Source organism: Agaribacillus sp. DX54 (assembly GCF_056858335.1).
In genome coordinates this window covers 177,894-204,487 of the sequence record NZ_JBXEQE010000002.1, presented here as the reverse complement: position 1 = coordinate 204,487, position 26,594 = coordinate 177,894, and the positions used below count along the sequence as shown (strand labels likewise).

At 43.0% G+C, this 26,594-nt stretch carries 22 protein-coding genes and 1 tRNA gene; 8 read left to right on the top strand and 15 right to left on the bottom strand.

The annotated features are described in order from the left end of the window. Window positions 1-143 precede the first annotated feature (143 nt). Complete coding sequence (ggt, locus tag AC04NP_RS03445; protein ID WP_482858010.1) at window positions 144-1,700, bottom strand: gamma-glutamyltransferase; 1,557 nt, start codon at window positions 1,698-1,700, stop codon at window positions 144-146. Window positions 1,701-1,803: 103 nt separating this feature from the next. Between ggt and AC04NP_RS03440 the strand changes: the two genes are divergently transcribed. Further along, a complete protein-coding gene (locus AC04NP_RS03440) occupies window positions 1,804-2,748 on the top strand; it encodes an SDR family oxidoreductase (RefSeq protein WP_482858009.1) in 945 nt (314 codons plus the stop codon). Between the two features lie 73 nt (window positions 2,749-2,821). Here AC04NP_RS03440 and AC04NP_RS03435 read toward each other — a convergent pair whose 3' ends face one another. Next, window positions 2,822-3,235: a hypothetical protein gene (locus tag AC04NP_RS03435; protein WP_482858008.1), complete on the bottom strand. Its 414-nt coding sequence runs from the start codon at window positions 3,233-3,235 to the stop codon at window positions 2,822-2,824. 205 nt (window positions 3,236-3,440) lie between these two features. Between AC04NP_RS03435 and AC04NP_RS03430 the strand changes: the two genes are divergently transcribed. From AC04NP_RS03430 to AC04NP_RS03410, 5 genes are all read left to right on the top strand, one after another. Continuing rightward, on the top strand, window positions 3,441-3,983 hold the full coding sequence (locus tag AC04NP_RS03430) for an RNA polymerase sigma factor (protein ID WP_482858006.1): 543 nt from the start codon (window positions 3,441-3,443) through the stop codon (window positions 3,981-3,983). Window positions 3,984-4,000: 17 nt separating this feature from the next. After that, window positions 4,001-4,768 carry a hypothetical protein gene (locus tag AC04NP_RS03425; RefSeq protein WP_482858005.1) on the top strand — a complete coding sequence of 256 codons (768 nt, stop codon included), beginning with the start codon at window positions 4,001-4,003 and terminating at the stop codon, window positions 4,766-4,768. A 47-nt stretch (window positions 4,769-4,815) separates the two neighbouring features. Next, the gene (locus AC04NP_RS03420) at window positions 4,816-5,670 is read left to right on the top strand and encodes a DUF4097 family beta strand repeat-containing protein (protein WP_482858004.1); all 855 of its coding nucleotides are present in this window, start codon (window positions 4,816-4,818) and stop codon (window positions 5,668-5,670) included. Then, window positions 5,667-6,314: a hypothetical protein gene (locus AC04NP_RS03415; protein ID WP_482858003.1), complete on the top strand. Its 648-nt coding sequence runs from the start codon at window positions 5,667-5,669 to the stop codon at window positions 6,312-6,314. Before AC04NP_RS03420 ends, AC04NP_RS03415 begins: the two co-directional genes overlap by 4 nt. A 305-nt stretch (window positions 6,315-6,619) precedes the next feature. Then, window positions 6,620-7,879 carry an MFS transporter gene (locus AC04NP_RS03410; RefSeq protein WP_482858001.1) on the top strand — a complete coding sequence of 420 codons (1,260 nt, stop codon included), beginning with the start codon at window positions 6,620-6,622 and terminating at the stop codon, window positions 7,877-7,879. A 48-nt stretch (window positions 7,880-7,927) separates the two neighbouring features. Here the strand turns inward: AC04NP_RS03410 and AC04NP_RS03405 are convergent, their stop codons facing one another. After that, window positions 7,928-9,751 (bottom strand): spondin domain-containing protein, encoded by a 1,824-nt coding sequence (locus tag AC04NP_RS03405; RefSeq protein ID WP_482857999.1) that lies wholly within the window; start codon window positions 9,749-9,751, stop codon window positions 7,928-7,930. A gap of 145 nt (window positions 9,752-9,896) precedes the next feature. Here AC04NP_RS03405 and AC04NP_RS03400 point away from each other — a divergent pair, with 145 nt between their 5' ends. Then, the gene (locus tag AC04NP_RS03400) at window positions 9,897-10,652 is read left to right on the top strand and encodes a glucose 1-dehydrogenase (protein ID WP_482857998.1); all 756 of its coding nucleotides are present in this window, start codon (window positions 9,897-9,899) and stop codon (window positions 10,650-10,652) included. A 30-nt stretch (window positions 10,653-10,682) separates the two neighbouring features. Here AC04NP_RS03400 and AC04NP_RS03395 read toward each other — a convergent pair whose 3' ends face one another. The 7 genes from AC04NP_RS03395 to AC04NP_RS03365 form a co-directional block, all read right to left on the bottom strand. After that, window positions 10,683-11,375, bottom strand: a complete 693-nt coding sequence (locus tag AC04NP_RS03395; protein ID WP_482857996.1) for a DUF2459 domain-containing protein — start codon at window positions 11,373-11,375, stop codon at window positions 10,683-10,685. 66 nt (window positions 11,376-11,441) lie between these two features. Beyond that, a complete protein-coding gene (locus AC04NP_RS03390) occupies window positions 11,442-11,918 on the bottom strand; it encodes a RidA family protein (RefSeq protein ID WP_482857994.1) in 477 nt (158 codons plus the stop codon). A 37-nt stretch (window positions 11,919-11,955) separates the two neighbouring features. After that, on the bottom strand, window positions 11,956-13,119 hold the full coding sequence (locus AC04NP_RS03385; RefSeq protein WP_482857993.1) for an AIR synthase related protein: 1,164 nt from the start codon (window positions 13,117-13,119) through the stop codon (window positions 11,956-11,958). A gap of 35 nt (window positions 13,120-13,154) precedes the next feature. Continuing rightward, window positions 13,155-15,200, bottom strand: coding sequence for a CHU_0125 family OmpA-like outer membrane integrity protein (locus tag AC04NP_RS03380; protein ID WP_482857992.1), 2,046 nt, complete (start codon window positions 15,198-15,200; stop codon window positions 13,155-13,157). 136 nt (window positions 15,201-15,336) lie between these two features. Next, complete coding sequence (locus tag AC04NP_RS03375; protein ID WP_482857991.1) at window positions 15,337-15,822, bottom strand: hypothetical protein; 486 nt, start codon at window positions 15,820-15,822, stop codon at window positions 15,337-15,339. Window positions 15,823-16,238: 416 nt separating this feature from the next. Beyond that, window positions 16,239-17,036 carry a (Fe-S)-binding protein gene (locus tag AC04NP_RS03370; RefSeq protein ID WP_482857989.1) on the bottom strand — a complete coding sequence of 266 codons (798 nt, stop codon included), beginning with the start codon at window positions 17,034-17,036 and terminating at the stop codon, window positions 16,239-16,241. A gap of 42 nt (window positions 17,037-17,078) precedes the next feature. Further along, entirely contained in the window at window positions 17,079-18,425 is a 1,347-nt protein-coding gene (locus AC04NP_RS03365) for a 4Fe-4S dicluster domain-containing protein (RefSeq protein ID WP_482857988.1), read from the bottom strand. A 97-nt stretch (window positions 18,426-18,522) separates the two neighbouring features. Between AC04NP_RS03365 and AC04NP_RS03360 the strand changes: the two genes are divergently transcribed. Continuing rightward, window positions 18,523-18,598: transfer RNA gene (locus AC04NP_RS03360), tRNA-Phe, on the top strand. A gap of 617 nt (window positions 18,599-19,215) precedes the next feature. Here the strand turns inward: AC04NP_RS03360 and clpB are convergent. From clpB to AC04NP_RS03335, 5 genes are all read right to left on the bottom strand, one after another. Further along, on the bottom strand, window positions 19,216-21,834 hold the full coding sequence (gene clpB, locus AC04NP_RS03355; RefSeq protein WP_482857987.1) for an ATP-dependent chaperone ClpB: 2,619 nt from the start codon (window positions 21,832-21,834) through the stop codon (window positions 19,216-19,218). A gap of 165 nt (window positions 21,835-21,999) precedes the next feature. Next, window positions 22,000-22,563, bottom strand: coding sequence for a hypothetical protein (locus tag AC04NP_RS03350; RefSeq protein WP_482857986.1), 564 nt, complete (start codon window positions 22,561-22,563; stop codon window positions 22,000-22,002). A gap of 478 nt (window positions 22,564-23,041) precedes the next feature. Next, window positions 23,042-24,403 carry an MptA/MptB family glycosyltransferase gene (locus AC04NP_RS03345; protein ID WP_482857985.1) on the bottom strand — a complete coding sequence of 454 codons (1,362 nt, stop codon included), beginning with the start codon at window positions 24,401-24,403 and terminating at the stop codon, window positions 23,042-23,044. Continuing rightward, window positions 24,396-25,862: a cellulose synthase family protein gene (locus tag AC04NP_RS03340; RefSeq protein WP_482857984.1), complete on the bottom strand. Its 1,467-nt coding sequence runs from the start codon at window positions 25,860-25,862 to the stop codon at window positions 24,396-24,398. Before AC04NP_RS03340 ends, AC04NP_RS03345 begins: the two co-directional genes overlap by 8 nt. A 13-nt stretch (window positions 25,863-25,875) precedes the next feature. Then, on the bottom strand, window positions 25,876-26,568 hold the full coding sequence (locus AC04NP_RS03335) for a glycosyltransferase family 2 protein (protein WP_482857982.1): 693 nt from the start codon (window positions 26,566-26,568) through the stop codon (window positions 25,876-25,878). Window positions 26,569-26,594: the final 26 nt, after the last annotated feature.

Below are 26,594 nucleotides of genomic sequence, written 5' to 3'. Positions count from 1 at the left end.
TAATCCTCGACGGCGTTAGCATAGCTATCCGGGTTTTCCATAAATGTATGAATTGGTTTAGGTTAGAAACAGGTGCTTTGTCTTATACACAATGTTAAAATATAAATTGTTGAGATATGTCGCAAGTCGAAAGCGCCGGCTTTTCAGCAACTTAACACAAAGCCTTCCCTCCGGCGGTCCCCTGAGGCTGTAAGCCCCCCATTTTTGTCCACCATTATGCTATGTACCCCTCCGAAGTACATGTTCTTATCCCCAAAGTATACCTTTTCTGTGTCATTCAGTACCGGTATGGATTCGATAATAGCCGGATCAAAGCCTGGCTCTACGTCTAATATGGCATTTTCCCAATGAATTCTGCCGTTGTTAACCGCTTTATCCAGGGGCAATGAAAAGTCAATCAGGTTTGTCATTACCTGCATAATAGCAGTCCTTATACGATTTGCCCCGCCGCTGCCCATGGCAAGAAAAGGGCTTTTGTTGTCAAGGACAATCGTTGGGGCCATCATTGAGGTAATGCGCTGGTTAAGAGGCCAGCGATGGAATCCCCGGGGATTTAAATCTTCCTCTCCCAGCATATTGTTCAACATGATGTTGGTTCCGGGAATGGTATAACCCGATCCTTCACCATATGACGTTGTAACGGTGGCTATATTAAATGCATTGTCAATGACCGTAACATGGGTTGTATTTCCCGGTATTCTTTTGTCTTTCAGCAATTCCATCTGGAACTGTTCAATATAATCGCTCGACAAAAACCGGGAGAGCACATCGTCCCTGTAATTATGCTCGTCGAATTTTGCAGCCCGGGCACGGTTTGAAAACTGCATTGACTTCACCAGATGCTCTAAATGCTGCCTGCTCCCATAATCGAACGTTGACAGGGGTACTCTTTCCAGTAACTTCAGCATAAAAGCGATCAGTGCCCCTCCGGCGCTGGGGGGTGGATTGGTTAAAACCTCATAGCCGCGATAGTTAAAAGTGAGTGGCCTTTTTTCATATACACGATAACCGGTAAAGTCTTCCATCGTCAAATGCCCGCCCAACTCCCCGCAGTCTTTCGCAACTCTTTGGGCAACTTCCCCTTCATAAAATTCTCTGGGCCCCTCTTTGGCCAAATATTCCAGAAGATCAACAAGACCGGGTAAAGTAAACTTTTCACCTACCTCCAATACCCGCCCTTTGGGAATATAAATGGGGCCCGAAGTATTACAGGCATTTAATATCGGTGTCACCAATTTAATGTTATACCGGATATAGGGTGTGACGGATACACCACCTCTGGCTGCTTCGATAGCAGGTACTGCAATCTCTTTTATCGGTATTTTACCCAATCTCTTATGGATATGAAACAGCCCTGCAAAATTTCCGGGTACAGCCACCGAGCCCAAACCAATATGGAATGTCTGTACGGAGTCATCGAAGTCCAGTTCAATAGGATAAAAGTGCAGTTGTCGGGTAGCATTTTTATGCCTTGGAGTTTGTGTAAAAAAGTCAAATAATATAGCTGATCCCTGATTGGGCATAGCAAGCATAAAACCTCCCCCTCCGGCGGAGGTAAGGGTGGAACCGGCAACAAAACTCATCAAAGTTGCCGCAATGGCTGCATCAAAAGCATTGCCGCCTGCTTTTAGAATTTCACATCCTGCCTGCGAAGTTAACGGATCGCCTGAGGCGATTACACCACCTTTTTTACCAGCCATAAAAATTCCTGTAGTTTCAATCTCATTATTTGACTAAAACTATAATAATTATTTACTTAATGAAAATACTGTAAACTTTTATAAGCGCTATTAACAAAATAAAATGCAGCCATTGAAAAACAAGATCGCCCTGGTGGCAGGCGCCACAAGAGGAGCCGGAAGGGGTATTGCCTGCATGCTGGGAGAAGCGGGCGCGACCGTTTATTGCACCGGAAGAAGTACCATTAACAACCCTTCTTCCATGAACAGGCCTGAAACGATTGAAGAAACTGCCAGGTTGGTGGATCGATGGGGAGGCAAAGGAATTCCCGTGAGAGTCGACCATACCGAAGAGGAAGAGGTGAAAAGACTCATTGATAAAATCAGTAGGGAAAATGGTAAACTGGATATATTAATCAATGATGTATGGGGAGGTGATCGCCTGACCGAATGGGGAAAACCCTTTTGGGAGCTGAATCTTGAAAAAGGTTACAAAATGATCCGAAGGGCCATCTATTCACACCTTATCACCAGCAAATATGCTGTACCGCTGATGATGAAAAATAATGGTATTATCATTGAAATAACTGATGGCGATAATTACTATTACCGCGGAAACCTTTTTTATGATCTGGTCAAAACCAGTATTATCCGCATAGCCTTTATTATGGCCAGGGAACTTAGAACGAAAGGTGTAATGGCGATAGCTGTTACGCCAGGTTTTCTGAGATCTGAAGCCATGCTGGATCATTTTGGTGTTACCGAAGAAAACTGGCAGGAAGGAACGGAAAAAGATCGCGATTTTATAGCCTCGGAAACACCTTTTTTTGTGGGCCGTTGTATCGCATCACTATGTTCCGATGGTAAACTGGCGCAAAAAAATGGACGGGTATTTAGCTCCTGGGACCTGGCAGAAGAGTACGGAATTGATGATGTGGACGGCAACCGGCCTCATTGGGGTAATTATTTTGAAAAAACTTACAATTACAAAGGCGAAAACTGCAATGATCGATTCTATGAATTTTGGAAAAACGGGCCAATAGAAGTTATCATGTCCGATTGGCCCTAGTATTTCCCTATTCCGGTAAAGAATCATCAGGTATTCTGGCGTTGATGATCCGGGTCACACTTTAATGAACACATTAGTTTTTTTTGTAACGGGCAATGATTTTACTAAAGTCCATCTCAGAGGACTTTCTGATAAATGCACCAAAAATTTCCAGGGGAAAATCCTCCTCGCTTTTGAAGTTAATACACCCCTTTTGAAATTTTAAACCATTCAGGTTATTTCCTTGATCCTCCAGAAAGCTTTTTATCTCCGGATAGGCATACATAATCATGTTGTGAAGCGTAAAATATCCTTTTGTTTTGGCTAAAGCATATTTGAAAACACCCTGCTCCTGATAAACCAATGCCTGCTCGATACTCATTACCCTGGCTACAACACACTGCACCATGGGATCGTTGTTCATGATCTCGCGATGAAATCTACTCAATATAGTACTTTCCTTCGCTTCAAAACTGTCAAAGTATATTTCAATTTTATCAGTTAACATAAACTACCCTTAGGATTAAAACAGAATTTAATTAAAACTTTTCTCAAATTCGAATTTGATAATGGTAAAGCTATTAACAGGTACTGACACCACCTGTCAGTGAGGATTTTTTTTGAAATTTTTTTTTCACATACAACCATATTGTCCTTTTTCACCACTTTAGATTAAACCCCGTAAATTACGCGTATAAAATCAACTGAGAAATTTGAATTACCAAACCGATCCGGAGGAATCGCAGATAGTCGAAGGCTGTAAAAGAAATGACAGAAAAACGCAGAAAATGTTGTTCGACCGGTACAAAGACAGCATGTACACCATCATCTTTCGCATGCTCGGTGACCGCGATGATGCAGCCGACGCCCTGCAGGAAGGATTCATAGAGACCTTCAAGGCTATACATCAGTTTCAGGGGAAATCCACCCTTGGTGCCTGGATGAAAATTATCATGATCCGGGCAGCCATCAAAAAGCAAAGGAAGGTGATTCCATTGTCATCGCTGGACGAATTAGGCGTCTCTGAGGAACCAAAAACCATTTCATGGGACGAAAACCTGACCGGTGAATACCTGGAGAAGGCCATTCATCGACTGCCTCCGGGTTATAAAAATGTTTTCCTGCTGGTAGAGGTAGAAGGATATAGCCATAACGAGGTAGCTGAAATGCTGGAGATTTCTGCCGGCACGTCAAAATCACAGTTGTATCACAGCAAAAGGATGTTGCAAAAATTACTGAAGGAATTGATGTATTAAAAAAGGAAATTAGAAGGATGCAGGAGAAAAACCGACATATTCTAAACAAAATCATGGCCTCGCTTCCAAAGAGAAAGGCCCCGGCACGGATTTGGGCAAAAATTAGCCAACGGCTGAACGAAAATCGTGAGCAAGGCCAGGAACACCTGGAAAAGGCGATGGAAAGTATAAAACTAGAAGAAATTAAAGCCCCCGATATATGGCGCAAAATCTCCGGTGCGCTGGATAAAGTGGAAGAGACCGATCAGCCGGATGAACATAACACTTCCGCTTTAAAAGCGGCCATCAGAACCTTGCCTCAGTATTCCGCACCCGGTGACCTGTTTGACCATATTGTAAATCCAGCCAGGAAAACAACGGAAAAGGGAAAATCTTTCAAGCGTCTTTACCGGATGTCAGGCGTCGCTGCGACAGTTGTTTTGGTGCTGACCCTTGGCTTTTGGCTGAAAAACCAAAATCAGAAAGAGACAGGTGAAACGATTACCTATTCAGAGGAAACCATTCAATCGTCGGATCATTTCAATGCTTTAATTTCATCTTTTGAGGAAAAAGATGAGGTACTTGCTTTTGTAGAAGCCAATTGTTTGCAGGTTGAGCTGAAATGTGAAAACGCTGAATTCAAGGGTTTGCTTTTACAGTACAAAGAGCTGGATACGGTCAAACAATCCCTGATAGCGGAGATTACATTGCATCAGGAGCAGGTTCAACTGATCGACTACCTGATCAGGGTTGAAAAGGAGAAAACAGAGATCGGCAAAAAATTAATTCAGTACATATTAAGTTAATGCAAACCGGAATATTAACCTATAAGATCATACTTACGGCTGCATTAATGTCAGCATCAAACATTGCTACGATGGGTCAGACCACGCTTCAGGTAATTACAAAAACCATAGAAAAGAGTTTTACCGTCTCTTCTTCCACCAATCTTAAGATTGAAGGTGAAAAATCTACTATCAAAATAAACACCTGGAGCAAAAATGAGGTCAATGTGGTCCTTAAACTGATCTCAAAGAGCCCTGAAAGAGAAACAGCAGAGAAAGAGCTGGCTTATCAACGGTATATCCTGGAAAAGAAAAAGGAAACCATCTACATGAAAAACTACCTGGCTATGCCAAAAAGTGTTCCAAAGCTTTCGTCCATTCAGGTAGCTTCTTATGAGGTTACTATTCCCAGGAGGTGTAAAATAGCACTTTTCAATCAATACGGTGATGTGGACATCTCGAATTTATTTGGTGTGCTTACCCTCGAAGTGAAATATGGCAAAATTAAGCTCGAAAATCTGAATGCAGCCGTTCAGGTTCAGAGTTATTTCGGCGACCTGATTGTAAGAAATGTTGACGGTCAAGTGGACATAATTGCCAATCATACTAAAATCAACCTGGATGCCATTGCAGGGGATGTCAAGTTAAGGTCTACTTTGGGTGATGTGTTTGTGGGTAATATAGATGATATAAAATCGTTGGAAATTGTTGCCTCCAAGGCCGATATAACTTTAGAAAATCCTGATTATCAGCAATTCAAATTTTCATTGAGATCAGAGTTTGGAGATGTTCTCGTGCCCATGAAATATGAAAAATATTTTAAGGTCAAAAACCGGGGCAACAAATCCTTTATATACCAACCGTTAGAAAAGGAAAGCTCCATCAGTTTAAGAACTTCATTCGGAAACATTATAGCAAAATGAGCAAAAGACTTACTGTAATTATTATAATCAACCTATTTGTAATCGATCTGTGGGCACAAAATGAGAAGGTCACTATCGAAAGTTCGGAAGAAGAGGTTGAAGAAGGTAGCTTTGAGCAGCTCGTGGATGCCTACAACCATGTTATCAGGGCCAGGGAGGAAAAGCTTACTTTACTAAAAATCGACTTGTTATCTCCTTTTCTCTATGCGGTGTCCGATGGTGAAAGAGAGGAAGATGAACTTCTCATAGAGAGTATGGTAAAAGTTAGTTTTGAAAAAAAATACCGCCCTGATTGGTCATGGTTTACCAGAATAAAACTGATGGCCATCAATCGCAGATTAAGGGAATCTAACCTCAGCGGAGGTATCCGTTATTATTATAACCTCAATCGCCGGATACTGAAAGGTAAAAGCGCCAATAATTTATCTGCCAACTATGTTGCGGTAGAACCTAACCTCAGATTTAATTACGGGCGCGGAGACTCGGGCTTTTCTGTAAAACTACTTTATGGGATCCAAAGAAGAATTGGCAAACGCGGTTATGTGGATTTTGATATTGGCCTTGAGAATATGGTCGCCCCCTACACAGAAAAGGAATTCGGTATAGAAGTAACCGGTAACCTGGAATTAGGACTGGCATTTTAAAAACCCTCCAAGCATAATACCGGCTGCAATGCCCATGAGGCATAAGGGTATAGCTATGCCCTGTTTCAAGGAAAAATTAAAATAATTAACACAAAATTAATAAATAGGAAAACCAGAGTAATACCCCTTGACAAATATCTTTGCTGACTGGTGAAAATCTATATGGGCGAAGAATATGATAAATAAATCAAGAAAATCAAAATGGTGGGCTTGGCCGGCTGCAATTGTGGGAATACATTCTTTCCAGCGAAGTAAAAATAATAAAGTGGAAATTATTGTAAATTTGGCACCTTAAATTTCACCCATTGAAAAATCGTCGAGCCCTTATCCTGTTATTTTCTGCCAATGCCATCTCCGGATTTGCGCAGGGTGTGTCGATGCTGGCGATTCCATGGTATTTTGCCAGGCAGGATCTCTCTTCGCAGTTCAATCTCATCTTTGGCCTGGTCACTTTTGCCAATGTTTTCTGGGGGCTTTATGCCGGCACATTGGTAGACCGTTTTCCCAGAAAAAGTCTCTTCTTGGCTACTAATTTCATGGAGGGGCTAATTCTTATCGTTGTCGCAATTTTTGGGTGGCAAAACGGGGGATTATCAACTGGTCCGGTGGTGGTCGTATTCGCTACCACAGTATTCGGTTACCGTATGCACTATCCGAATTTGTACGCTTTCGCCCAGGAGATTACACCTCCGGCTTCTTATACCAAGGTTACTTCTTACATTGAGATCGTAGGGCAGGCGACCAATGTACTGGCCGGAGCTTTTGCCGTAGCATTACTGGAAGGCATAAATTATCAGGGCAACTGGTGGTTTTTAGGGGAGGTCAGTTTTCTTATAAAACCCTGGGAAATCTATGAAATATTCACTTTAGATGCCTTAACCTATTTTGTTTCAGTCATACTTATTGCGTTCATAAAATACATTCCGGACAAAAAATTTAAAGCAGACAAAGGAAAACTCCTGAGCCGTTTAAAGACCGGATTCAGGTTTTTGATTAAAAACAAGATCATTCTGCTGTTCGGTTTTTTTAGTCATTCCATTTTTGTGGTTATGCTGGTGAGCCTGTTTGCCGTAATGCCCATGTACATTACCAATTATTTACAAGCAGGAGGACAAGTTTTTGGCACCATGGAGGTGTTGTACGGTCTTGGAGCCCTGGCTGCCGGTATTTTTATCAGCAGACTGGCAAAAAATATAACTAAAACGAAGGCTATCATCATGCTCATGATGCTTACCACCGTTATTCTTGCCACATGTACAGTGGTCAGGTCAATCCCATTTTATTTCCTGGTAGGCCTTACCATCGGATTTACCAATGCGGGGACCAGGGTATTGAGGGTATCTTACCTGTTCAACCATATTCCTAACGAGGTCATTGGCAGGGTGAATAGTATTTTTAGCCTGCTTAATATTATCATGAGGGGTATTTTTGTAATGATTTTTTCTGTGTACTTTTTCAGCGAAGGCACAAACATCATCTACGCATACGGCATCATGGCCCTGCTGACCTTGGTGTCCGGTTTGGTTTTATGGAAAAATTATACGAAGATTACCACCCATCAATAAAAAACCCGGATAATGAACATCCGGGTTTTTTGGTTAGGGAATAAATAATTAATTAATAGGTGTAACAGTCACTTTGACCACCTGATTGGTCGGTGGAATTTCAAAGGGATCAGTATCGTCAAAATTAAGTCTCCTTAATACGTTATTTTCATCATTAGCGCCGGTGTCAGGCCCACTTTGCCTAATGACCTGATCTAAACCGGCGCCGGGAAACTGATCTACTTCGCTTCCCACATCATATAGTAATATAGCATTGGTAACATCTCCATTGACAGGTGACCCATTTTTGAAAAGTGGCATTCCACCCTGGCTGAAGGTATAAATCCAGTCATTGCTTTGGACAAACATGATGGAAAATGCCAGATTGTAACCAGGTTGTGCGAAGACCGTGAAGGAATATGAACCACCTGGCCCGATAGGTCCCGGCGTATCGGCTCCGTCGGGTGTGTCGATCACGTCGCTGCTGATTATATTGGCATTTGCAGCCAGGGCTGCACCCAATGCACCGGGGTCACCATCTTCCGCAATGGCTACCAAACCTTCGCCACGATCCGGAGAGCCGGAGTCGAACAAGGCATTGACACCATCTTCATGCAACGCCCAGACACCAGGTGAAAGGGGAACAGTCAAACCGGTATTGGCAACAAGAAAATCGCCGAAAACACTGGCATCCCCATCTTCCGCTATCTGTTCGATACCGTTCCCTCTTTCAGGTTCACTATTGGTAAATATTGGATTATCAGCCGTGTGAACTAAATATCCTCCTGGTGACAAAGGTGTTTCTACAATTGTTCCGGCAGAGAGGTTTTCAATAGTAACTGTAAAGAAAACCCCATCATTGTCGATAGAAACCTTTACCAATTCATTAACAGCAGGGTAATCAATAGTCTCTTGCATATCGGTGTCGTTGGTTATATTCACAGGAATTACACCTCCCACTTCTTCCAATAATTGAATGTTAGCAGTCTCAGGTGTACCCGAACCCGGAGGCATATTACCGGGACCTGGCTGATCGCTGCTGCCTGGTGCCCTGTTTACCTCAGTGCCGGCATCCCACAAAAACACCTGATCAGTAATATCACCATTTATCGGGTTGCCGTTCTCATCGTATAAATCGATACCCGTGCCAAGGGGGGCCAGAAACAGGTCGTTGGAAGCAACCAGCATGGTAAGAAAAGAAAGCCTGGTTCGGGTGTTCGGTAAAACACTGGGGCCAGCGTAAAATGAGAACTGGTAAGTATCTCCTGAGCCAGGTAATACCGGGCCAGGTGACAGCGCACCGACAGGTGTATTGAAAACGCCACTTTGGAAGAAATCAAATGCGCGGCTAACATTCTCGATGGTCACCTTAAAAGGAATGATGCCTGCGTTGGCACCAATGTTTCCTTGTGCTACCAGCGTTTCCAGTTCAGTGTCGCTTAAATGTACATTAATATAACCATCAAAACTTGTCAATGCTCCATAGCTGATATTTGCGCCGGCATCATCACTGATAACTTCGGTCATGCTAATACCGGTATTGCCGTCGACATTTTCCAGGCTAATGGCTATATCTCCGGGGCCAGGGGCCATGCCGTTGTGAATGTGGGCGGGATGACTTCCTCCGGACGGGGTTCCGTCCAGAGAGATAATCACATAACTATAATTATCCGTTCTTTCTGCAAATATCGCCTTGCCGTTAATGTCAGGATTGGCTACTGAATTTAATACGTAAGTTTCAAAATTGCCGGTCAAGTTAGGAAGCGTATCCAATATACCCTCCACAATTTCATCGATATTCACCTCAGGTGGTGCAGGTGTCCCCTCATCATCGTCGCTGCATGCGGCGAACAGGGTAGTGCTTAGAATTAAAATTACCAATAGTTTTTTCATGTTTGTTTAGATTTTTATTTACCCCGCAAAAAAGCTTTCCAAGTATCACAGGAGTATCACGGAATTCTAAACGAATCATAAAATGTTTATCACGAAATTGTTGTAACCTAATTTTGGAACATTCGTTCTATTAAATAAACCAAAAATGACAAAACTAAATGGAAAAGTGGCCGTGGTTACAGGAGGTAATAGCGGTATTGGTTATGCATCAGCCAAAGATTTGATTGACAATGGTGCACAAGTTGTTATTACCGGAAGAAATCCGGAAGCTGTAAACCGGGCTGCCCGGGAGTTGGGTGCCGAGGGTATCGTCGCGGATCAATCCAGCCTGTCGGATACAGACCATCTGGTGGAGCAGGTCAAAGCAAAATTTGGCAAAATAGACATCCTTTTCAGCAATGCCGGGGTCGTAGCCATGGCACCTATCGAAGTACTAACCGAGGAACAATTCGACGATAGCATGAATATTAATTTTAAAGGGGCATTTTTTACCCTGCAGAAATTTATTCCAATACTTAGTGAAGGGGCCTCGGTTATCAACCTGTCTTCCATCAATGCCTATTCCGGTATGCCCAACACCGCTGCCTATGCTGCCAGTAAAGCAGCTTTGAACTCATTAACCCGAACCGCAGCTTATGAATTGGCACCAAAAAAAATCCGGGTCAATGCGGTATGCCCGGGGCCGGTGAAAACGCCCATTTTTGGCAAAGCGGGGCTTGATGAGTCAGCCATCAATGAGTTCAGCTCAGCCATGCAAAACCGGGTTCCTATGAAAAGGTTTGGCGAATCAGGTGATATTGCTAAACTTGTTACCTTCCTGGCTTCGGATGACTCGTCATTCATTACCGGAAGTGAATATGTAATCGATGGTGGTGTGATTTTGAATCCCATTTTAGGTTAAAAAGTCATTATAAATTGGTTAGAGGTTTATTCATATACAAATACACGTGCATGGAACCGGAATTATTCTATCCTGCATTTCGCGGTTGAGATGGTATAAAACCCCATGATCAAACGGGGACCACCAGGATGTTTTGATTTTGCTTTTTTTTAAACCTTCATTGACCCAGTTGTTACAGGTATAGAAACATGTGTAACTTCCGACGGCTTCATAGAATTTATCATTTTGGCCATAACCTGCGCCCTCAATCTCCAAAAGCAAGGAATCCCCGTCGACTTTGAAGGATTTCCTGATAAAATCATTTAAACTTGCTACCTGCGAGGGGCATACGGACACAGCTTTCCATGAGGCTCCGGGTTTATAGTAGTTGGTGACATGCAAGGCCGTTTCACTCTTGACAAACAAGGCTTTCACCGCCGTTTGAATTCGAAGGTCGGCCCACTCCGGTGTGTTGAGATAAAACCCCCTGTCTCCCCAGCCAAAGGCTATAAAATTCACGCCGGCGGGTGTCTTCAGTTGAAGCCGGAAGCGCTCATCAATAAGTGCCTTCGGGAGTATTAATGCCAAATGGATACCATTGGTGGTAACAAATATCTCTTGCTTTTCAGGACAATGTACCGGGGAAGGATTGGTTGGCAGAACAGAGAGGATAAGTGCCATCAATAAATAAGTGATAATGACCAGAAATATACCAATCGTTGTCCATTTCAAATACTTAACCAACTTTCCCGGGTTTATGCGATCCAACAAATATAATGCGGCAAATCAGCCTACTTGCCAGCCTGTAGTTCAATTGCTTAAAGTAAAAGTTGCCGTAAGGGCGACACAAAAATTTTTAGGTAGTCTTTCCACACCAAAAATGGCCCTGGAATGTTTACCTGCCTCATCAAGCACTTTAACAAAAAGTTCGGAGGCACCATCCACAACCGATGGGGCATCATCCCAATCACCCCCAGCCTGAAAGTAAGCGTCGATGTGATTCAGTCCTTCAATCTTATCGAATCCAACTTTGGCGTTGATCTGGGATAGCACGTTCAGGGCGCAGAGTTGCATGGCTTCATATCCCTGATGGGTGGTTAAGTCTTCACCAAGTCTGCCTCGATAGAGAAATTGTTCATTCCTGATAGGAAACTGGATCGCCACGTAAGCTATGTTTCCTCTTACATTGACCGATACATACGATCCTCCCGGAGCAGAGGGTTCCGGTAATTCCAATCCGAGTTTAGTTATTTTAGCTTCGACATGACGGATGCGAATTTCGTCCATGCTCTAAATTTTGGTTTTCTTTAGTTTTCTTACAGGATTACCGGTAAACAAACGAGCCAAATTCGCTTTGAATGGTGACCTGTTTTGAAGCTGAGGCTTCTACCCTTCCTATGATCCTGGCTTCCACCCCGTAGGTTTCACTGATTTCTATGATATCACCTGCATGGGTTTCGTTAAGGTAAATTTCCATGCGGTGTCCCATATTAAATACTTTATACATTTCATTCCAATCTGTATTGCTTTCTTCCTGAATAAAGCGAAACAATGGCGGGGCGGGAAAAAGGTTGTCTTTGATCACATGATTTTTATCAAGAAAATGCAGCACCTTAGTCTGGGCACCGCCACTACAATGGATGATGCCATGGATATTTTTCCTATGCGTCTTAAAAACTTCCTGCATGATGGGCGCATATGTTCTGGTTGGGGATAAAACCAGTTTGCCCATATCCAGGGGGGTGCTGTCAGCTTTATCGGTAAGTTGATATTTTCCGCTATAAACAAGCGCTTCGGGAACCTCTCTATCGAAACTTTCAGGATACCTGGCCACCAGATACTTGTCAAACACATCATGTCTCGCGGAGGTAAGCCCGTTGCTACCCATCCCACCGTTGTATGCCGTTTCATAGGAAGCCTGCCCGTAAGAGGAGAGCCCGACAATTACATCACCGGGTTGAATATGATTTTCTATGATATCTTCCCTTTGTACCCGTGCCATGACAGTACTGTCAACAATCACCGTCCTGACCAAATCACCGACATCGGCTGTTTCCCCTCCGGTGCCGATGATGTTGATACCGTGGTCTCTAAGCATTTGCAAAACCTCTTCGGTACCGTTAATCAAGGCTGTTATCACTTCACCCGGAATTTTGTTTTTGTTGCGCCCAATGGTGGATGAGAGCAACATGTTATCCAGGGCGCCGACACAGAGCAAGTCGTCGACGTTCATCACAATGGCATCCTGAGCAATACCCTTCCACACAGCAAGGTCACCTGTTTCTTTCCAGTACATGTAAGCCAGGGAGGACTTGGTACCAGCCCCATCGGCATGCATAATGTTACAGTAGGCAGGATCTCCACCGGTGTAGTCCGGTACTATTTTGCAGAAAGCATTGGGGTAAAGCCCTTTGTCAATATTCCTGATAGCGTTATGAACATCTTCTTTTGAGGCAGAAACACCCCGCTGCATATATCGATCCTGCATTTTAGACGATTATAAAAAATTATTTCTGAATTCCCTTAATTTCCTTCATCAAGATCCTCATCAAAATCGATATCGTCTTCGTCAAGGATGCCGTCGTCTTTTTTATCTTTATTCAGTTTTCTGGCCTTATTAATACTGATTATCTTAAATTCGGTACGCCTGTTTTTCTGCCGGCCTTCCGGGTTGTCGGTGCCGTCAGGATTGGTGTTTCGCGCGATGGGCCTGGACTCACCATAACCTTTGGCTACCAGCCTGTTGCGCTCTATTCCTGTATTAACAATATAATCGACCGCTGACTGTGCCCTGCGTTGAGATAACCTGATGTTATAGTCATCAGAACCAATGCTATCCGTATGGGAGCTTAGTTCAATGCTGATTTCCGGGTTGTCATTCAGCACGTTGACCAGCTTATCGAGCTCGAGGGCCGCATCTTCTCTGATGTCCCATTTGTCCAGGTCGTAAAAGATATTTTCAAGTACAATGATCTTCTCCAGTTCAAGGGTTTCCAGGGTTAACTTGGTTTCAAAAGTTTTATTAGTGACCATTTTCACCAATTCCTCCTGTGGAATACTTTTACCAATCATGGTAAATTCCCCTCTGGTGGTAAAATAGTCTTCTTTTTCACCCACCAGTGTATAATTCTCGCCCTCGTAAACCCTGAATTGAAAAGTTCCGGCAGTGCTGGTGGTAGTCTCTTCAATGAGGTCACCATTTGCCCCGATCAACTTGACTTTAGTACTCGCGAGGATACTTTCATTACCTTGACCGTCAGTTGTAACCGTGGTTCCCGCGAGGAAGTAATTAACCACTTTCAGGTTTGGATCATTATTCACAAAAGTATAGATATCATCATCTCCTTTACCCCCTAAACGGTTGGAAGAGAAAAATCCCTTGTCCTGGGAATACAGGTATAAACCGAAATCATCTGCTGCAGAATTGATAGGGCTACCCAGGTTCACCACTGTAATTTTACCCCCTTTTCTTTCTGCTACAAAAAGGTCAAGGCCCCCCAAACCCGGATGACCCGAAGAGGCAAAATACAATTTTCCATCATCGGCCACGAAAGGAAACATTTCGTTTCCCGGGGTATTGATCGCAGGCCCCATATTTCTCACATTGCCCCACCGGCCACGCCCGTCGAGTTTAGCCTGGTAAATATCCACGCCGCCATAACTGTCTTCCCTGTTATAAGAAGCAAAATAAAGGGTGCGGCCATCGCGGCTGAAAGCCGGTGTGGAATCCCAGGTATTGGGCGTACTGATCCTCAGCATTTTAGGTTCTGCCCATTCACCTTTGCGGTAGCGGGTGCTATATAAATTCACCTCCGATGTCCCTCTTTTCCTGCCACTGTTTCCTTTTGCAAAAATCATGGTTCGCCCATCTCTGGAAAACGTCACGCAACCGTCATTCACCTTGGGTGTATTGATAAGGTTGTTGAGCATTTCAACCGTATTTACATCAACCCTGGCCCCTTTGGTTTTCACCTTGTAGATATCGGTGAAAGAGGTCCCCGTGGCCTTATACATTTTACCTCCGCCTCTGGAAGAGGTAAAATACAATTCCCCATTGTTGTAAATAGGCGAATACTCCGCATCCGGGGTATTGATATCCGCCAGGTTTTTGACCCGGTAATAGCTGTTTTTCTCTTTTATTTCACTTAGATTTCTAAGATTGTTATACTCATTCTCGGCCAGGACTCTTAAAGAGTCAACTTCACCAACGTCGAGATAGTTGGATAATACCTGCTCAGCTTCTTCATATTTCTCATTAGCCTTTAAGGCAAATGCATAGAAGACCCTGGCTCTCTCATCATCGTAATTCTGGTCAATAGCGGCTTTGTAATAGGGTAAAGCTTTTTTTATGCGGTGTGACAACCGGTAAGACTCGGCGATCTGGAAATTAGAAGCCCCTGTATCTCCACCTTTGTCCAATGCTTTCTCGTAAATAGCGATAGCCAGCTCATATTCCCCCCTTTTATACTTTTTGTTACCCTTCTTTAAGGATTTTTTACTTTGTCCTATTAACGGAAGACTTACAATCAACGATAAGATTACACATAAGAAAAATACTCTATTCATCATATGATCAAATCTAATATGGATAACATAAATTTAGCAATTTCATAAAACTAATTAAAATTGCCTGATTCAACTGGATTATTTTTATTACACAACGAGCCATTCCAGGCCGAAATTGTAGTAAAAAACGCTATTTTAATCAAATAAAAAAACGGCTCAGCCAGGAGTCACCTGCCGGTATCAACCAGTTTTGTTCAAATTCTTCGATGTTTGTGACAAGGTTGTTAAAAGTAAGCGTATCACTGTTAATTTTGCCTTCGGCAATTTTTTGCTTCAGGTCTTTTTTGTTTTCAATAAATACCTCACTGTTGACTATAAAAGCAATTTTGGTACGGTTAAACCAATCTACTCCTAGTTGCCTCCCTAGTTCGGTTATGAAATGTACCGAGCTGTCAATGGAGCAACCTGAAGCTGCATGATGGTTTTCATCCACGGAAATCACCAAAAACCGATGATGCAACAAAGTTCTTGAACACTTGAGCCCCTCACCATGCGCCGACCACTGCTCCAGAAATTGTTGCGTGTGGTCTTCAACCAGTTTTATCTCCGCAGGGCTTAAAGTTCTATCTGCCTGATAAATCCAGACCCGGGAATCCCTGGGCATTTCTTCAAATGGTACAAACATATCTTCTCAATCAAATCCGTCTGATAACGGGTTTCAGTTAGACAAAAAGCCAAATCTGCCACACTTGGGCAGCGTTTTGGTCAGTCAATTACAAATTTATACTTTTACCTCATATTTTACGGTAAATAGTTTTGAAATTATCTGCCGGCTTTATCCGTTTTAACGCAAAAAAAAAGGAAGGGTTAATAGAAAAAGCCTTAATCAACAAAATCAACAAAATGACGCCCAATGGCACCGGCGTCCCGTGGCTGTTGCCCAACGTTTTCGACAAAATTCTTGGTGTCTCTCCGTGTCTTGGTGTCTTGGTGGTTAACCCTTGTTCACCACAGAGGCACAAAGACACAAAGAGATACAGAGGCTTCAGTTGGTGAGACGCGTACGCAGGGAGGTAAGGTGGTGGTGGAGTTATTGGATTTTTACAACCCTTCGGACTTAGCAATTAGCTCAGCAAGGTCCAGCACTTTCACCTTATCTTCTTTTTCTTTATTTTTCACGCCGTCAGACATCATCGTCATACAAAATGGGCAGGCGGCAGCAATGATTTCGGCCCCTGTGGCCAGTGCTTCTTCGGTGCGTTCGATATTGATTTCCTTTTTCCCGTTTTCAGCATCCTTAAACATCTGTGCCCCACCGGCGCCACAGCAAAGCCCTTTTGTACGGCAGCGCTTCATTTCCACCAATTCGGCATCCAGTGCCTGCAATACCTGACGTGGCGCCTCATAGATATTGTTGGCCCTGCCCAAATAACAGGAGTCATGATACGTGATTTTTTTCCCTTTAAAGGAACCACCGCCTTTAAGGGTTACTTTACCTTCATGAATGAGTTGTTGTAAAAAGGTGGAATGATGGATCACCTCATAGTTTCCTCCCAATTCAGGGTACTCATTTTTCAGCGTATTAAAACAGTGTGGACAGGCGGTAACAATTTTTTTTATTTCGTAACCATTTAAAACCCGGATGTTGGCCATTGCCTGCATTTGAAAAAGGAATTCATTGCCGGCACGCCGCGCCGGGTCACCTGTGCAGGTTTCTTCAGGCCCCAGAACTGCAAAGCTGGTGCCGGTCTTTTTTAATATTTTAATAAAAGCCTTGGTTACATTCTTATACCTGTCGTCATATGAACCGGCACACCCTACCCAAAACAGGATTTCCGGAACCTCTCCCCTGGCCAACATGTCAGCCATTGTAGGTATCTGATAACTGGACTCGCTCATATATATATGCTTTTGTATACTTTGAATCGTTTTAAATAATAGCTATTCGGATTTAGGGTTTTGTTTTAATTCCTCCGACCAGTTAAACCTGTCGGTAGGGGCAAACTTCCAGGGTGAAAAGCTGGTCTCTATATTGGAAAACATGGCATTCCATGAGGCAGGGGAACCAGACTCTTCCATCGCAACGTATCTTCGAAGCTGCAGAATGATTGCCAGCGGATCGATGTTAACCGGGCAGGCTTCTACGCAGGCATTGCAGGAGGTGCAGGCATTGATCTCTTCTTTAGAGATGTAGTCACCCAGCAACGATTTCCCGTCTTCCAATCCCTTACCACCTTTGGAAAGACTTTCACCAACCTCTTCCAACCTGTCCCTGGTGTCCATCATGATTTTTCTGGGAGATAATTTTTTACCCGTCATACTAGCCGGACAATTGCTGGTACACCTTCCACATTCAGTGCAGGCATAAGCATTCATCAGGTTTACCCAGTTTAGATCATTTACATCCTTAGCCCCAAAACGACCGATTTCATCGGGATTGGCCGGCGTCGCGTGACCATCTTCGGCAGGCATGCCCAACATGGTTTTTACCTCATTGGTAACCACAGGCATGTTTTCAATTTTACCAGGTGCTTCCAAATTGCCATACCAGGTATTGGGAAAAGCCAAAAATATGTGCAAATGCTTGGAGTAAGTCACATAAATGGCAAAAGCAAAGATACCTGTAATATGAAACCACCAGGCAAACCGCTCGGTCATTATCAAACCCTGATCACTTAACCCCTCAAACAGCGGTATTAAAATACTGCTGAAGAAAAAACTGCCGGTAGCTGTATAGTGCATATGGCCTCTGGCCTGCAAAATCTGATCAGTGGCATTCATGGTGAGAATGGCCAGCATTAATACAATTTCAATGATCAGGATCAGATTGGCATCCAGTTTGGGCCAGGAGGTCATTTCAAGACCCGAAAACCGGTTTACGTTAAGGATATTTCTGCGTATCAGAAAAACAACACATGAAAACAAAACACCCACAGCCAGGAATTCAAAAAAGTTAATACAAACCGTATAGAAATCCCCTAAAAAAGGGGCAAACAACCGATGAGTCCCAAAAAGGCCATCCAGTATAAACTCCAGAACCTCGAGGTTGATAATCAGAAAACCGACATAAATCAATAAATGAAGCAAAGCGGGTAGTACATTTTTAAACATCTTCTTCTGGCCAAAGGCAATCAGCAACATGGCTTTCCACCGTTCGGGAGATTTATCCGATCGATTGATGGGCCTTCCCATTAAGATGTTTTTGCGAATTTGCCTTATTCTTTTACTGAGAAAATAACCTGCCAGAATAAGGACCAGAACAAAGGCAATTTGGGATATATACTGCATTTTATGTCGTTTAAAAAGCTTTCAATCAATATTAAAAATTATTTATTAAAATATTTGTAGCAATTTCAAAATTATTTAGCTTTGCACCCACTTCGGCGGTGCTGTAGCTCAGTTGGTAGAGCATCGGACTGAAAATCCGTGAGTCGGTGGTTCGAGTCCACTCAGCACCACCATTGTTAAAGCCCACGCTCTTGAGCAGGGCTTTTTTTTATGTCAAATTTAAGGGATTTAATTAAAATATAGTATGCATGCATACCATATAAATGCTATTTATAATTAATCTTAATAGATCTGGAAAATGGGGTTGTCCAATAAGTATGACGTTTCGAATCGCAACCAAATTTTATTGGCTTCAACGACCGGCACACCCCCTGTACCCCTTCGAGGGTATAGCCGTCAGCCTAAATCCATTTAACTATTTGGCATCCAATTATTTAAACACAAAAACAATGAACACCGCAAGCGGACGTGGCGGTCGCACAACGTTTTCGACAAAATTCTTGGTGTCTCTCCGTGTCTTTGTGCCTCCGTGGTTAACCCTTGTTCACCACGGAGGCACAAAGGCACAAAGAGAGACAGAGGGTTTTGCTTATAAAATATAAAATTCAATAAACTGATGGCTATGCCCTCAAGGGAGGAGTTAAGCCATACTGAGCCAAATAAAATTCGCTGTTTCCCGACCAGATCAAGCTTATTGGACAGCCCTATGCTATGACCGCAAAAAAAACCGGAGCTGGCGCTCCGGTAAACAATAAACTCAAAACTAATTCAACCTTAAAACCTTATATCTTTAATCATTCAATGCAACACGATCCAGATTCTCAAATACGATTTTTTTGTTCTCATCCAGTGTTATGCCAACTACTGAATCCTGATGGACATTGCCTGCCAAAATCTCCTTGGACAACTCGTTTAAAATTATCTTTTGCAATACGCGTTTCAATGGCCTCGCACCAAATTGCGGATCAAAACCGATTTCGGCCAGGTAGTTCAATACATCTTCACTGGCATCTATCGTTACGCCCCCTTCTTTTAACCTGCCCTGCACCAGCTTAAACTGAATATCCACAATTTTACGTACATCGGCCCTGGACAGAGGTCTGAACATAATCGTTTCATCGATCCTGTTAAGAAACTCGGGGCGCACTGATTTCTTCAGCAGTTCAAAAACCAGATTTTTGGTTTCCTCCAGCACCATATCTTCATTACTATCATCGAGCTTTTCAAAATTCTCCTGGATAACGTGTGAACCTATATTGGTAGTCATAATGATAATGGTGTTTTTAAAGTTCGCCACCCGGCCTTTATTATCCGTAAGCCGGCCATCGTCCAAAACCTGAAGCAGAATATTGAAAACATCGGGATGGGCCTTTTCTATCTCGTCCAGCAGAATCACGGAGTAAGGTTTCCTGCGTACCGCTTCAGTCAACTGGCCTCCCTCGTCATAACCTACATAACCGGGAGGGGCGCCGATCAACCTGCTGACCGCATGTCTTTCCTGATACTCAGACATATCGATCCGTACCATGGCATTTTCATCGTTAAAGAGAAACTCAGCCAGCGATTTAGCGAGTTCAGTTTTACCAACACCTGTAGTACCGAGAAAAATAAAAGAACCGATGGGCCTTTTCGGATCCTGCAGCCCGGCACGGCTTCGTCGCACAGCATCGGATAAAGCAAGGATCGCCTCTCCCTGACCCGCTACCCGATTGCCCAACTCTCTTTCCAGATTCAGCAACTTTTCGCGGTCACTTTGAAGCATCTTGGAGACCGGTATACCGGTCCATTTGGCCACTACTTCGGCTATATCCTCTGATTCGACCACTTCTTTGATCAATGAACTCTCTCCCTGCATTTCTGCCATCTTGCCTCTCAGTTGCTCCAGCTTGTTTTCGCTTTCCAGCAGCTTGCCATACCTGATCTCAGCCACCCTGCCAAAATCCCCGTTTCTTTCAGCCTGTTCAGCCTCCATCTTCAGTTTATCTATGTTTTCCTTCTCCTGCCGGATGCCCTGTATCACTTCCTTTTCGTTTTCCCATTTGGCTTTCAGATCATTTCGCTGTTCCACCAGTTCAGCGATTGCTTTGCTTAACTTGTTTTCTTTTTCTTTATCCTTTTCTCTTCTGATAGCCTCTCTTTCAATCTCCAGTTGCATGATTTTGCGTTGCAGTTCATCCAACTCCTGAGGCAGCGAGTCGATTTCAAGCCTCAATTTTGAGGCGGCTTCATCCATCAGGTCAATGGCCTTGTCCGGCAAATACCGGTCTGAGATATATCGGTTGGATAATTCTACCGCGGCAATAACCGCCCCATCTTTAATTTGTACACCATGGTGCAGCTCATATTTTTCCTTGATCCCCCTCAAAATAGAGATGGCGTCCTGTACATTGGGTTCTCCGACATTTACCGTCTGGAACCGGCGCTCCAATGCCTTGTCTTTTTCAATGTATTTCTGATATTCCTTCAAGGTTGTGGCACCAATGGCATGCAATTCCCCCCGCGCCAGCGCCGGCTTTAACAGGTTGGCAGCATCCATGGCCCCTTCACCTCCGGCCCCGGCACCAATCAAGGTATGGATTTCATCTATAAACATGATAATCTCCCCGTCCGAATCAGTTACCTCTTTGATAACCGCCTTCAGCCGCTCTTCAAATTCCCCTTTATACTTGGCTCCGGCTATGAGTAATCCCATATCAAGCGATATAATGGACTTGGTTTTCAGGTTTTCGGGCACATCTCCGTCCACAATCCTCTGGGCCATACCTTCCACAATAGCCGTTTTACCTACTCCTGGCTCTCCAACCAGCATGGGGTTGTTTTTGGTTCTGCGCGATAAAATCTGCAAAACCCTTCTGATCTCTTCATCACGCCCAATAACAGGGTCTATCTTCCCAGCTTTAGCCAACGCATTTAAGTTCTTGGAATACCTTTCCAGCGACTTATATTTTGATTCTGCGTTTTGATCTTTCACCGTATTTCCTCCTCTTAATTCTTCGATAGCGAGTTTTAATTCTTTTTCACTAAATCCCAGATCCTTCAGCAAGGTGGCCACCTTATCTTTGCCAGCCAACAATCCCAACAGGATGTGTTCAATGGCTACGTATTCATCTTTAAAATCTTTTAAATACTGACTCGCCTTGGTGAGCACGGCATGCGCATCATTTGATAAATAGGGATGTTGTCCGCTGACCTTCGGATAAGTACCGATTACTTCGTCCAGCTTTGTGTTTAACTGGTTTTGGTTGACATTCAGCTTTTTGATCAAAAATGAAATAACATTTTCATCTGACAAAAGCAAAGCCTTCAACAAATGACCGGTTTCTATCACCTGCTGTCCCAGGGATCCGGCAAGTTCAGCAGCCTTTTGGATGGCTTCCTGCGATTTTATCGTGTAGTTATTAAAGTTCATATGAATTATAGTGTTTTAAATCATCATGAACCCACATATCAAATAATGAACCACCCGTGATTCGATAAAAAAAATGCGAAAAGTTGTCATGAAAATTGCATTTATTCATGACAAAAGCGACATTATGACCGGATTAATTGAAGTATTCGGAGGTTCCGTGCCAGGTTAACGATCGCCGTCCCTCTTGCATTGGGAAAGGGCATTGTAGTAGGCAATCACCTTAATCCGGCTGTAGGTATCTTTGAGTATGATGTGCTTCTCTTTTATGTAGCCTTTCACCTCCTGACCATATTTTTTCATCAATAAAGCCATTCTTTTTTTATTCAGCAACCGAAGTTTGGTTATTTTCTCTCCATCGTAGAGATAATAAACGTAATAACCTTCATCATAAGGGTCTATAACGTTATTGCGGTTTCCTATGAAAGCCTCTACCTTTGTTGCCAGACCGGTTTGTTCTTTTCTTAAAACAATAAGATCACCCCTCAGTACTACCTCAAACAGGTTGGCACTCTGATTAGACCTGGGTGTTCTGTAGGGCAACGAAATAAAGAACCGGGGTTTGCCGTATTTTTCGTCGAAAAGTTGAATGTGTTTTACTTTAAAGGCGGGAAAAGTCTTGATGCTACCCGATTGCCTCACAAGCAGTAAACCTAACTCCATGTCCAGATGCAATTCTCCGGATGCAGCGGTTTGATTAGTAAAAATGACCGTGCCTTCATGCCAGGTCATGTCTTTTCTTAAAGCGGCTTTACTGTTTAGCCAAAAAACACAAAATAAAATTAAAAAAAAACTGATTCGCTCCATCCATACTGATATTTAGTTGTTACAAAATTCCGGGTCGAATTTATTTTGAATTGCGATGGGATTCAATTTCATTTTAGGCGGAAAATCAAAGGAGTAATGAAACGTCAAATCATGTATAATTAGCTGCCGGATCAACACAAAAACCATTAAATATGTTGTTCACATAACATTTCCCTGCGGATAGTTCCTCCCGTTAAAAATTAGCTGCAACAGGCCAAAAAAATAGCTGGAATAGTAAAAATTGAAAGAAGCTGTTGAAGCGGTTCGGTTCTGTCCTGTCTCCGGGTGAATCGAACCCCGCATTAATTTCACTGGTAAGGTTTGTGCCCATTCTTACACTTCCTGCCGTGTATGCCATTTAAACTTTCAGAATAGAACATATGGGCAATACTTTGTGGTGATATCAGCACTGTATATCACGTGATAAACCCATCTTTTGAAAATAGTTTCGCCCCCACTCCCACAACAAAAATGCAAACAACAAGGCATACTCTATCAGCACCAGGTTAAGATTCTCCAGGAATCCCTCGGGTTTATATTGAAGGTACGTGAAAAAAATCAAAAACGCCCAAAGCACCGGAAAACGGTAACTGGTAAATAAACAACAGGCGATTAGCGGTATAATGTACCAGGGGTGAAGTGTAGTAGTGAAGGAAAGGTAAATCAAAAGGGCCCATAAAAAGCAGTGAGGCAAAGTATTTTGCCTGGTATAAGATTCATAAAAGGCATAGTGTACGATAGCCATAAAGGTAATCAGGGCCAGAAAACTTCCTGCGGTGCCAATAATATTGTATCCTTCCAGGTGATAACCATAGGCGCGTAGTAAATAATAAAGGCTGGCATTGAATTCAAATTTTTTAAAATACAAAGAAAAGCTGCTACTGACACCTTGCACAAATTCCGTACTGAGTAAAGGCAAAAAAGTGAGCAGCGTAACCAGGCCGCACATTAAATAGAAGTACAGGGTTTTCCTGAAAGAAAGTTTACTGAAGATCAAAGGCAAAAAGATAACCGGAATCAGTTTGGTACTAATCGCAAGGGCAAAGGAAGCGGCCGCATAAAGTAATTTATGCCTCTTCAAAAGATAAACACCGGCCAAGACAAAAAATACTACAACCCCTTCAAAATGCAGGTTTCCGCTAAGCTCCAGTATGACCAATGGATTCAATGCATATATCAGCAGGTTTTTGCAGGGCAGGTTATAAATATTCAGCAGTTTATCTATGATGTAAAAATTCCCGGCTTCAGCCAACAGTATAAACACCCTTATGACAATCACAGAGCCCACTATTGAATTGGGGCTGAGTAAAGCGGAAAGCCAGAATATAAACTGATTGACGGGCGGGTAAATTGTGAAATACTCCGGTGAGTTTAACTTCAAATATAAGTCGCGGTTGATTCCCTCCGGAGATAGGGTGGGGTTTTCTATATAATAAGATGGCAAATGAATAAATGGATTAATACCATGATTAAGCAGCCTGCCGTCCCAGATAAACCTGTAAAAATCATCCGAAAGGTTAGGTAAGGCGAAAAGCAGGGAAAGGCGAATCAACAGGGAAAAAAAAACTGAGAAGCTAATGAGCGCCGTTTTTTTCAGTTTAAAAAGCAATAGCCCGTAAATGGCAAACAAAATAGAATACGTAAGCATCAGTGGGATAGCTGAGGAACGCTCAAGGAAATACCCCATGTAAAGGTATCCTGTGAGAGAAACAATCAATAAGCAATAAGGAAGGAATGCGTTTATATTTTTAAGCGGATTATTCATAAAAGGCTGGCCTCACCGAATAATAAAAGACGCTGCCAAAACCTGCAGCGAGCATCAGGTGAAATAAAATCAAACCAAAATCCTGCAGATGGATGCCAAATGCTACTCCAAAGATAAAATAAATACTTAAAACACCTTCCATGACTGTCATCAGGTTAATGTGGTTTTTGATGTAGATATTGCCTTTCCATCTTTTTTTGTGATCAGTGACATTGAACTTTGGTGTTCTGATAAAAGGGGTTTTACGCCCGAACAACCCTTCCAGAACAGCAAAAGCGTTGTGTAACGATAGTCCCATAGACACAGTCAGAAAAAACGGAAAGGTTTTAAAGAAGTATTTCCATGTGCGGTGTGGTTCCATCCTTTTGGCAGCCACCCAGTAAAAGTATCCAATAGAGAAAAAACCCAACAAAAATATACTGCCCAAATTGAATATGAAGTTGAAGCCGGGATTTAGGAATTTGATATATAACATGGGAATGCTAAAAACGGCTGCCAGCAGCAGGCATACAAAGATCGAACTGTTAAAAAGATGAAAGGTAGCATGAATTTTATTTACGAGGCGAATAGGTGAACGCAGCACCTGTCCTAAATTTTTACGGGCGGTTTCGGCTGCCCCCTTATTCCAGCGATATTGCTGGGACTTGACCGCTGACATGAGAATAGGTAATTCGGCGGGTGCCTCTACCTCTTCCAGGTACCTGAATTTCCATCCTCTCAACTGGGCGCGATAGCTCAGGTCCAAATCTTCGGTGAGTGTTTCTGACGACCATCCTCCGGCATCTTCTATGCAATCCTTACGCCATACCCCGGCTGTTCCATTGAAGTTAATAAAACTTCCGGCAGCACTCCTCCCGGTTTGTTCAACTGAAAAATGCGCATCCAGACCAAATGCCTGAAGCCGGGTCAGTAAAGAATAGTTTTTGTTTAAATGACCCCATCTGGTTTGCACCACACCTACTTCTTTATCAGTAAAATAAGGGACTGTAGCCTTTAAAAAATCAGGTTCCGGAACAAAATCCGCATCAAAAACAGCGATCAAACTACCCCTGGCTATCTCTAAGCCATATTTCAAGGCGCCCGCCTTAAAACCTTCCCTGTCAGGCCTGCGCACATGGTGAATGTCAATGCCCTGCTTTCTGATCAAAGCAACTTTGCCCGCAATAGCATTGACAGTCTCGTCTGTGGAATCATCCAGCACCTGAATTTCTAACTTCTGCCTTGGATAGTCAATGGCGGCTACGGCATCGATCAGGCGGTTAATCACATAGAGTTCATTGTAAACAGGCAACTGCACAGTGACGATGGGCCACGCTTTCACCTGTTCCGGATGATGTTGGGCGGCATTTTCTTTTCTTCTGGCACGGAGATAATGCCAGCTTAAGTTAAGCTGCCCCAGGCTAAACAAAAAGATCATTAACAAAGCCAGTGAATAGATAATAACTACTGCCAATTCCATAAGCCGTGTAAGGTCATATGTATTTGAAAATCGTCCATAAAATTTTGTAACCTGCCAACAAAGTTCCCTTTACCGTTCCCGAGATTTTAGAAAACCCTATCCGTTTTCTATACTTTACGGGTACTTCAATGCATTTGAACTTTTTTTTAGCGGCTTTCAACTGCATTTCAACGGTCCAGCCATAGGTGGTATCCCGCATATCCAGGGCCACTAATCTATTATATTTTATCGCCCTGAAAGGGCCAAGATCCGTAAATTTTACACCGTAAAACAATCGTAACAAGTTTGTCGCTAACCAATTTCCGAATATTTGCGGAAAAGTCATAGCACCTTTTTCACGGTTTCCTAATGCCCTTGAACCAATCACCAGGTCGACATTTTGCTCAACAATGGGCCTGACCAGTTCCGGCAACTCCTCCGGGTAATCCGAATAATCAGCATCAATAAATACAATAATATCAGGAATTTGGTTCGTGTTTGACTGAACATATTCAATGCCTTTTAAGCAGGCAAAACCATATCCTTGTCTTGGCTCATCCAAAACCGTAGCGCCTTCACGGCAGGCATTGATTTTGGTGTCATCGGTGGAGGCATTATTAACTACAATCACTTCGTTGACCAGATCTTTAGGAATATCCCTTACCACCTTACCTACCGAATTTTGCTCATTAAATGCAGGGATAATAACCTTAACTGTTTGCTTCACGATAATGCAAAGTTATTTAAATAATA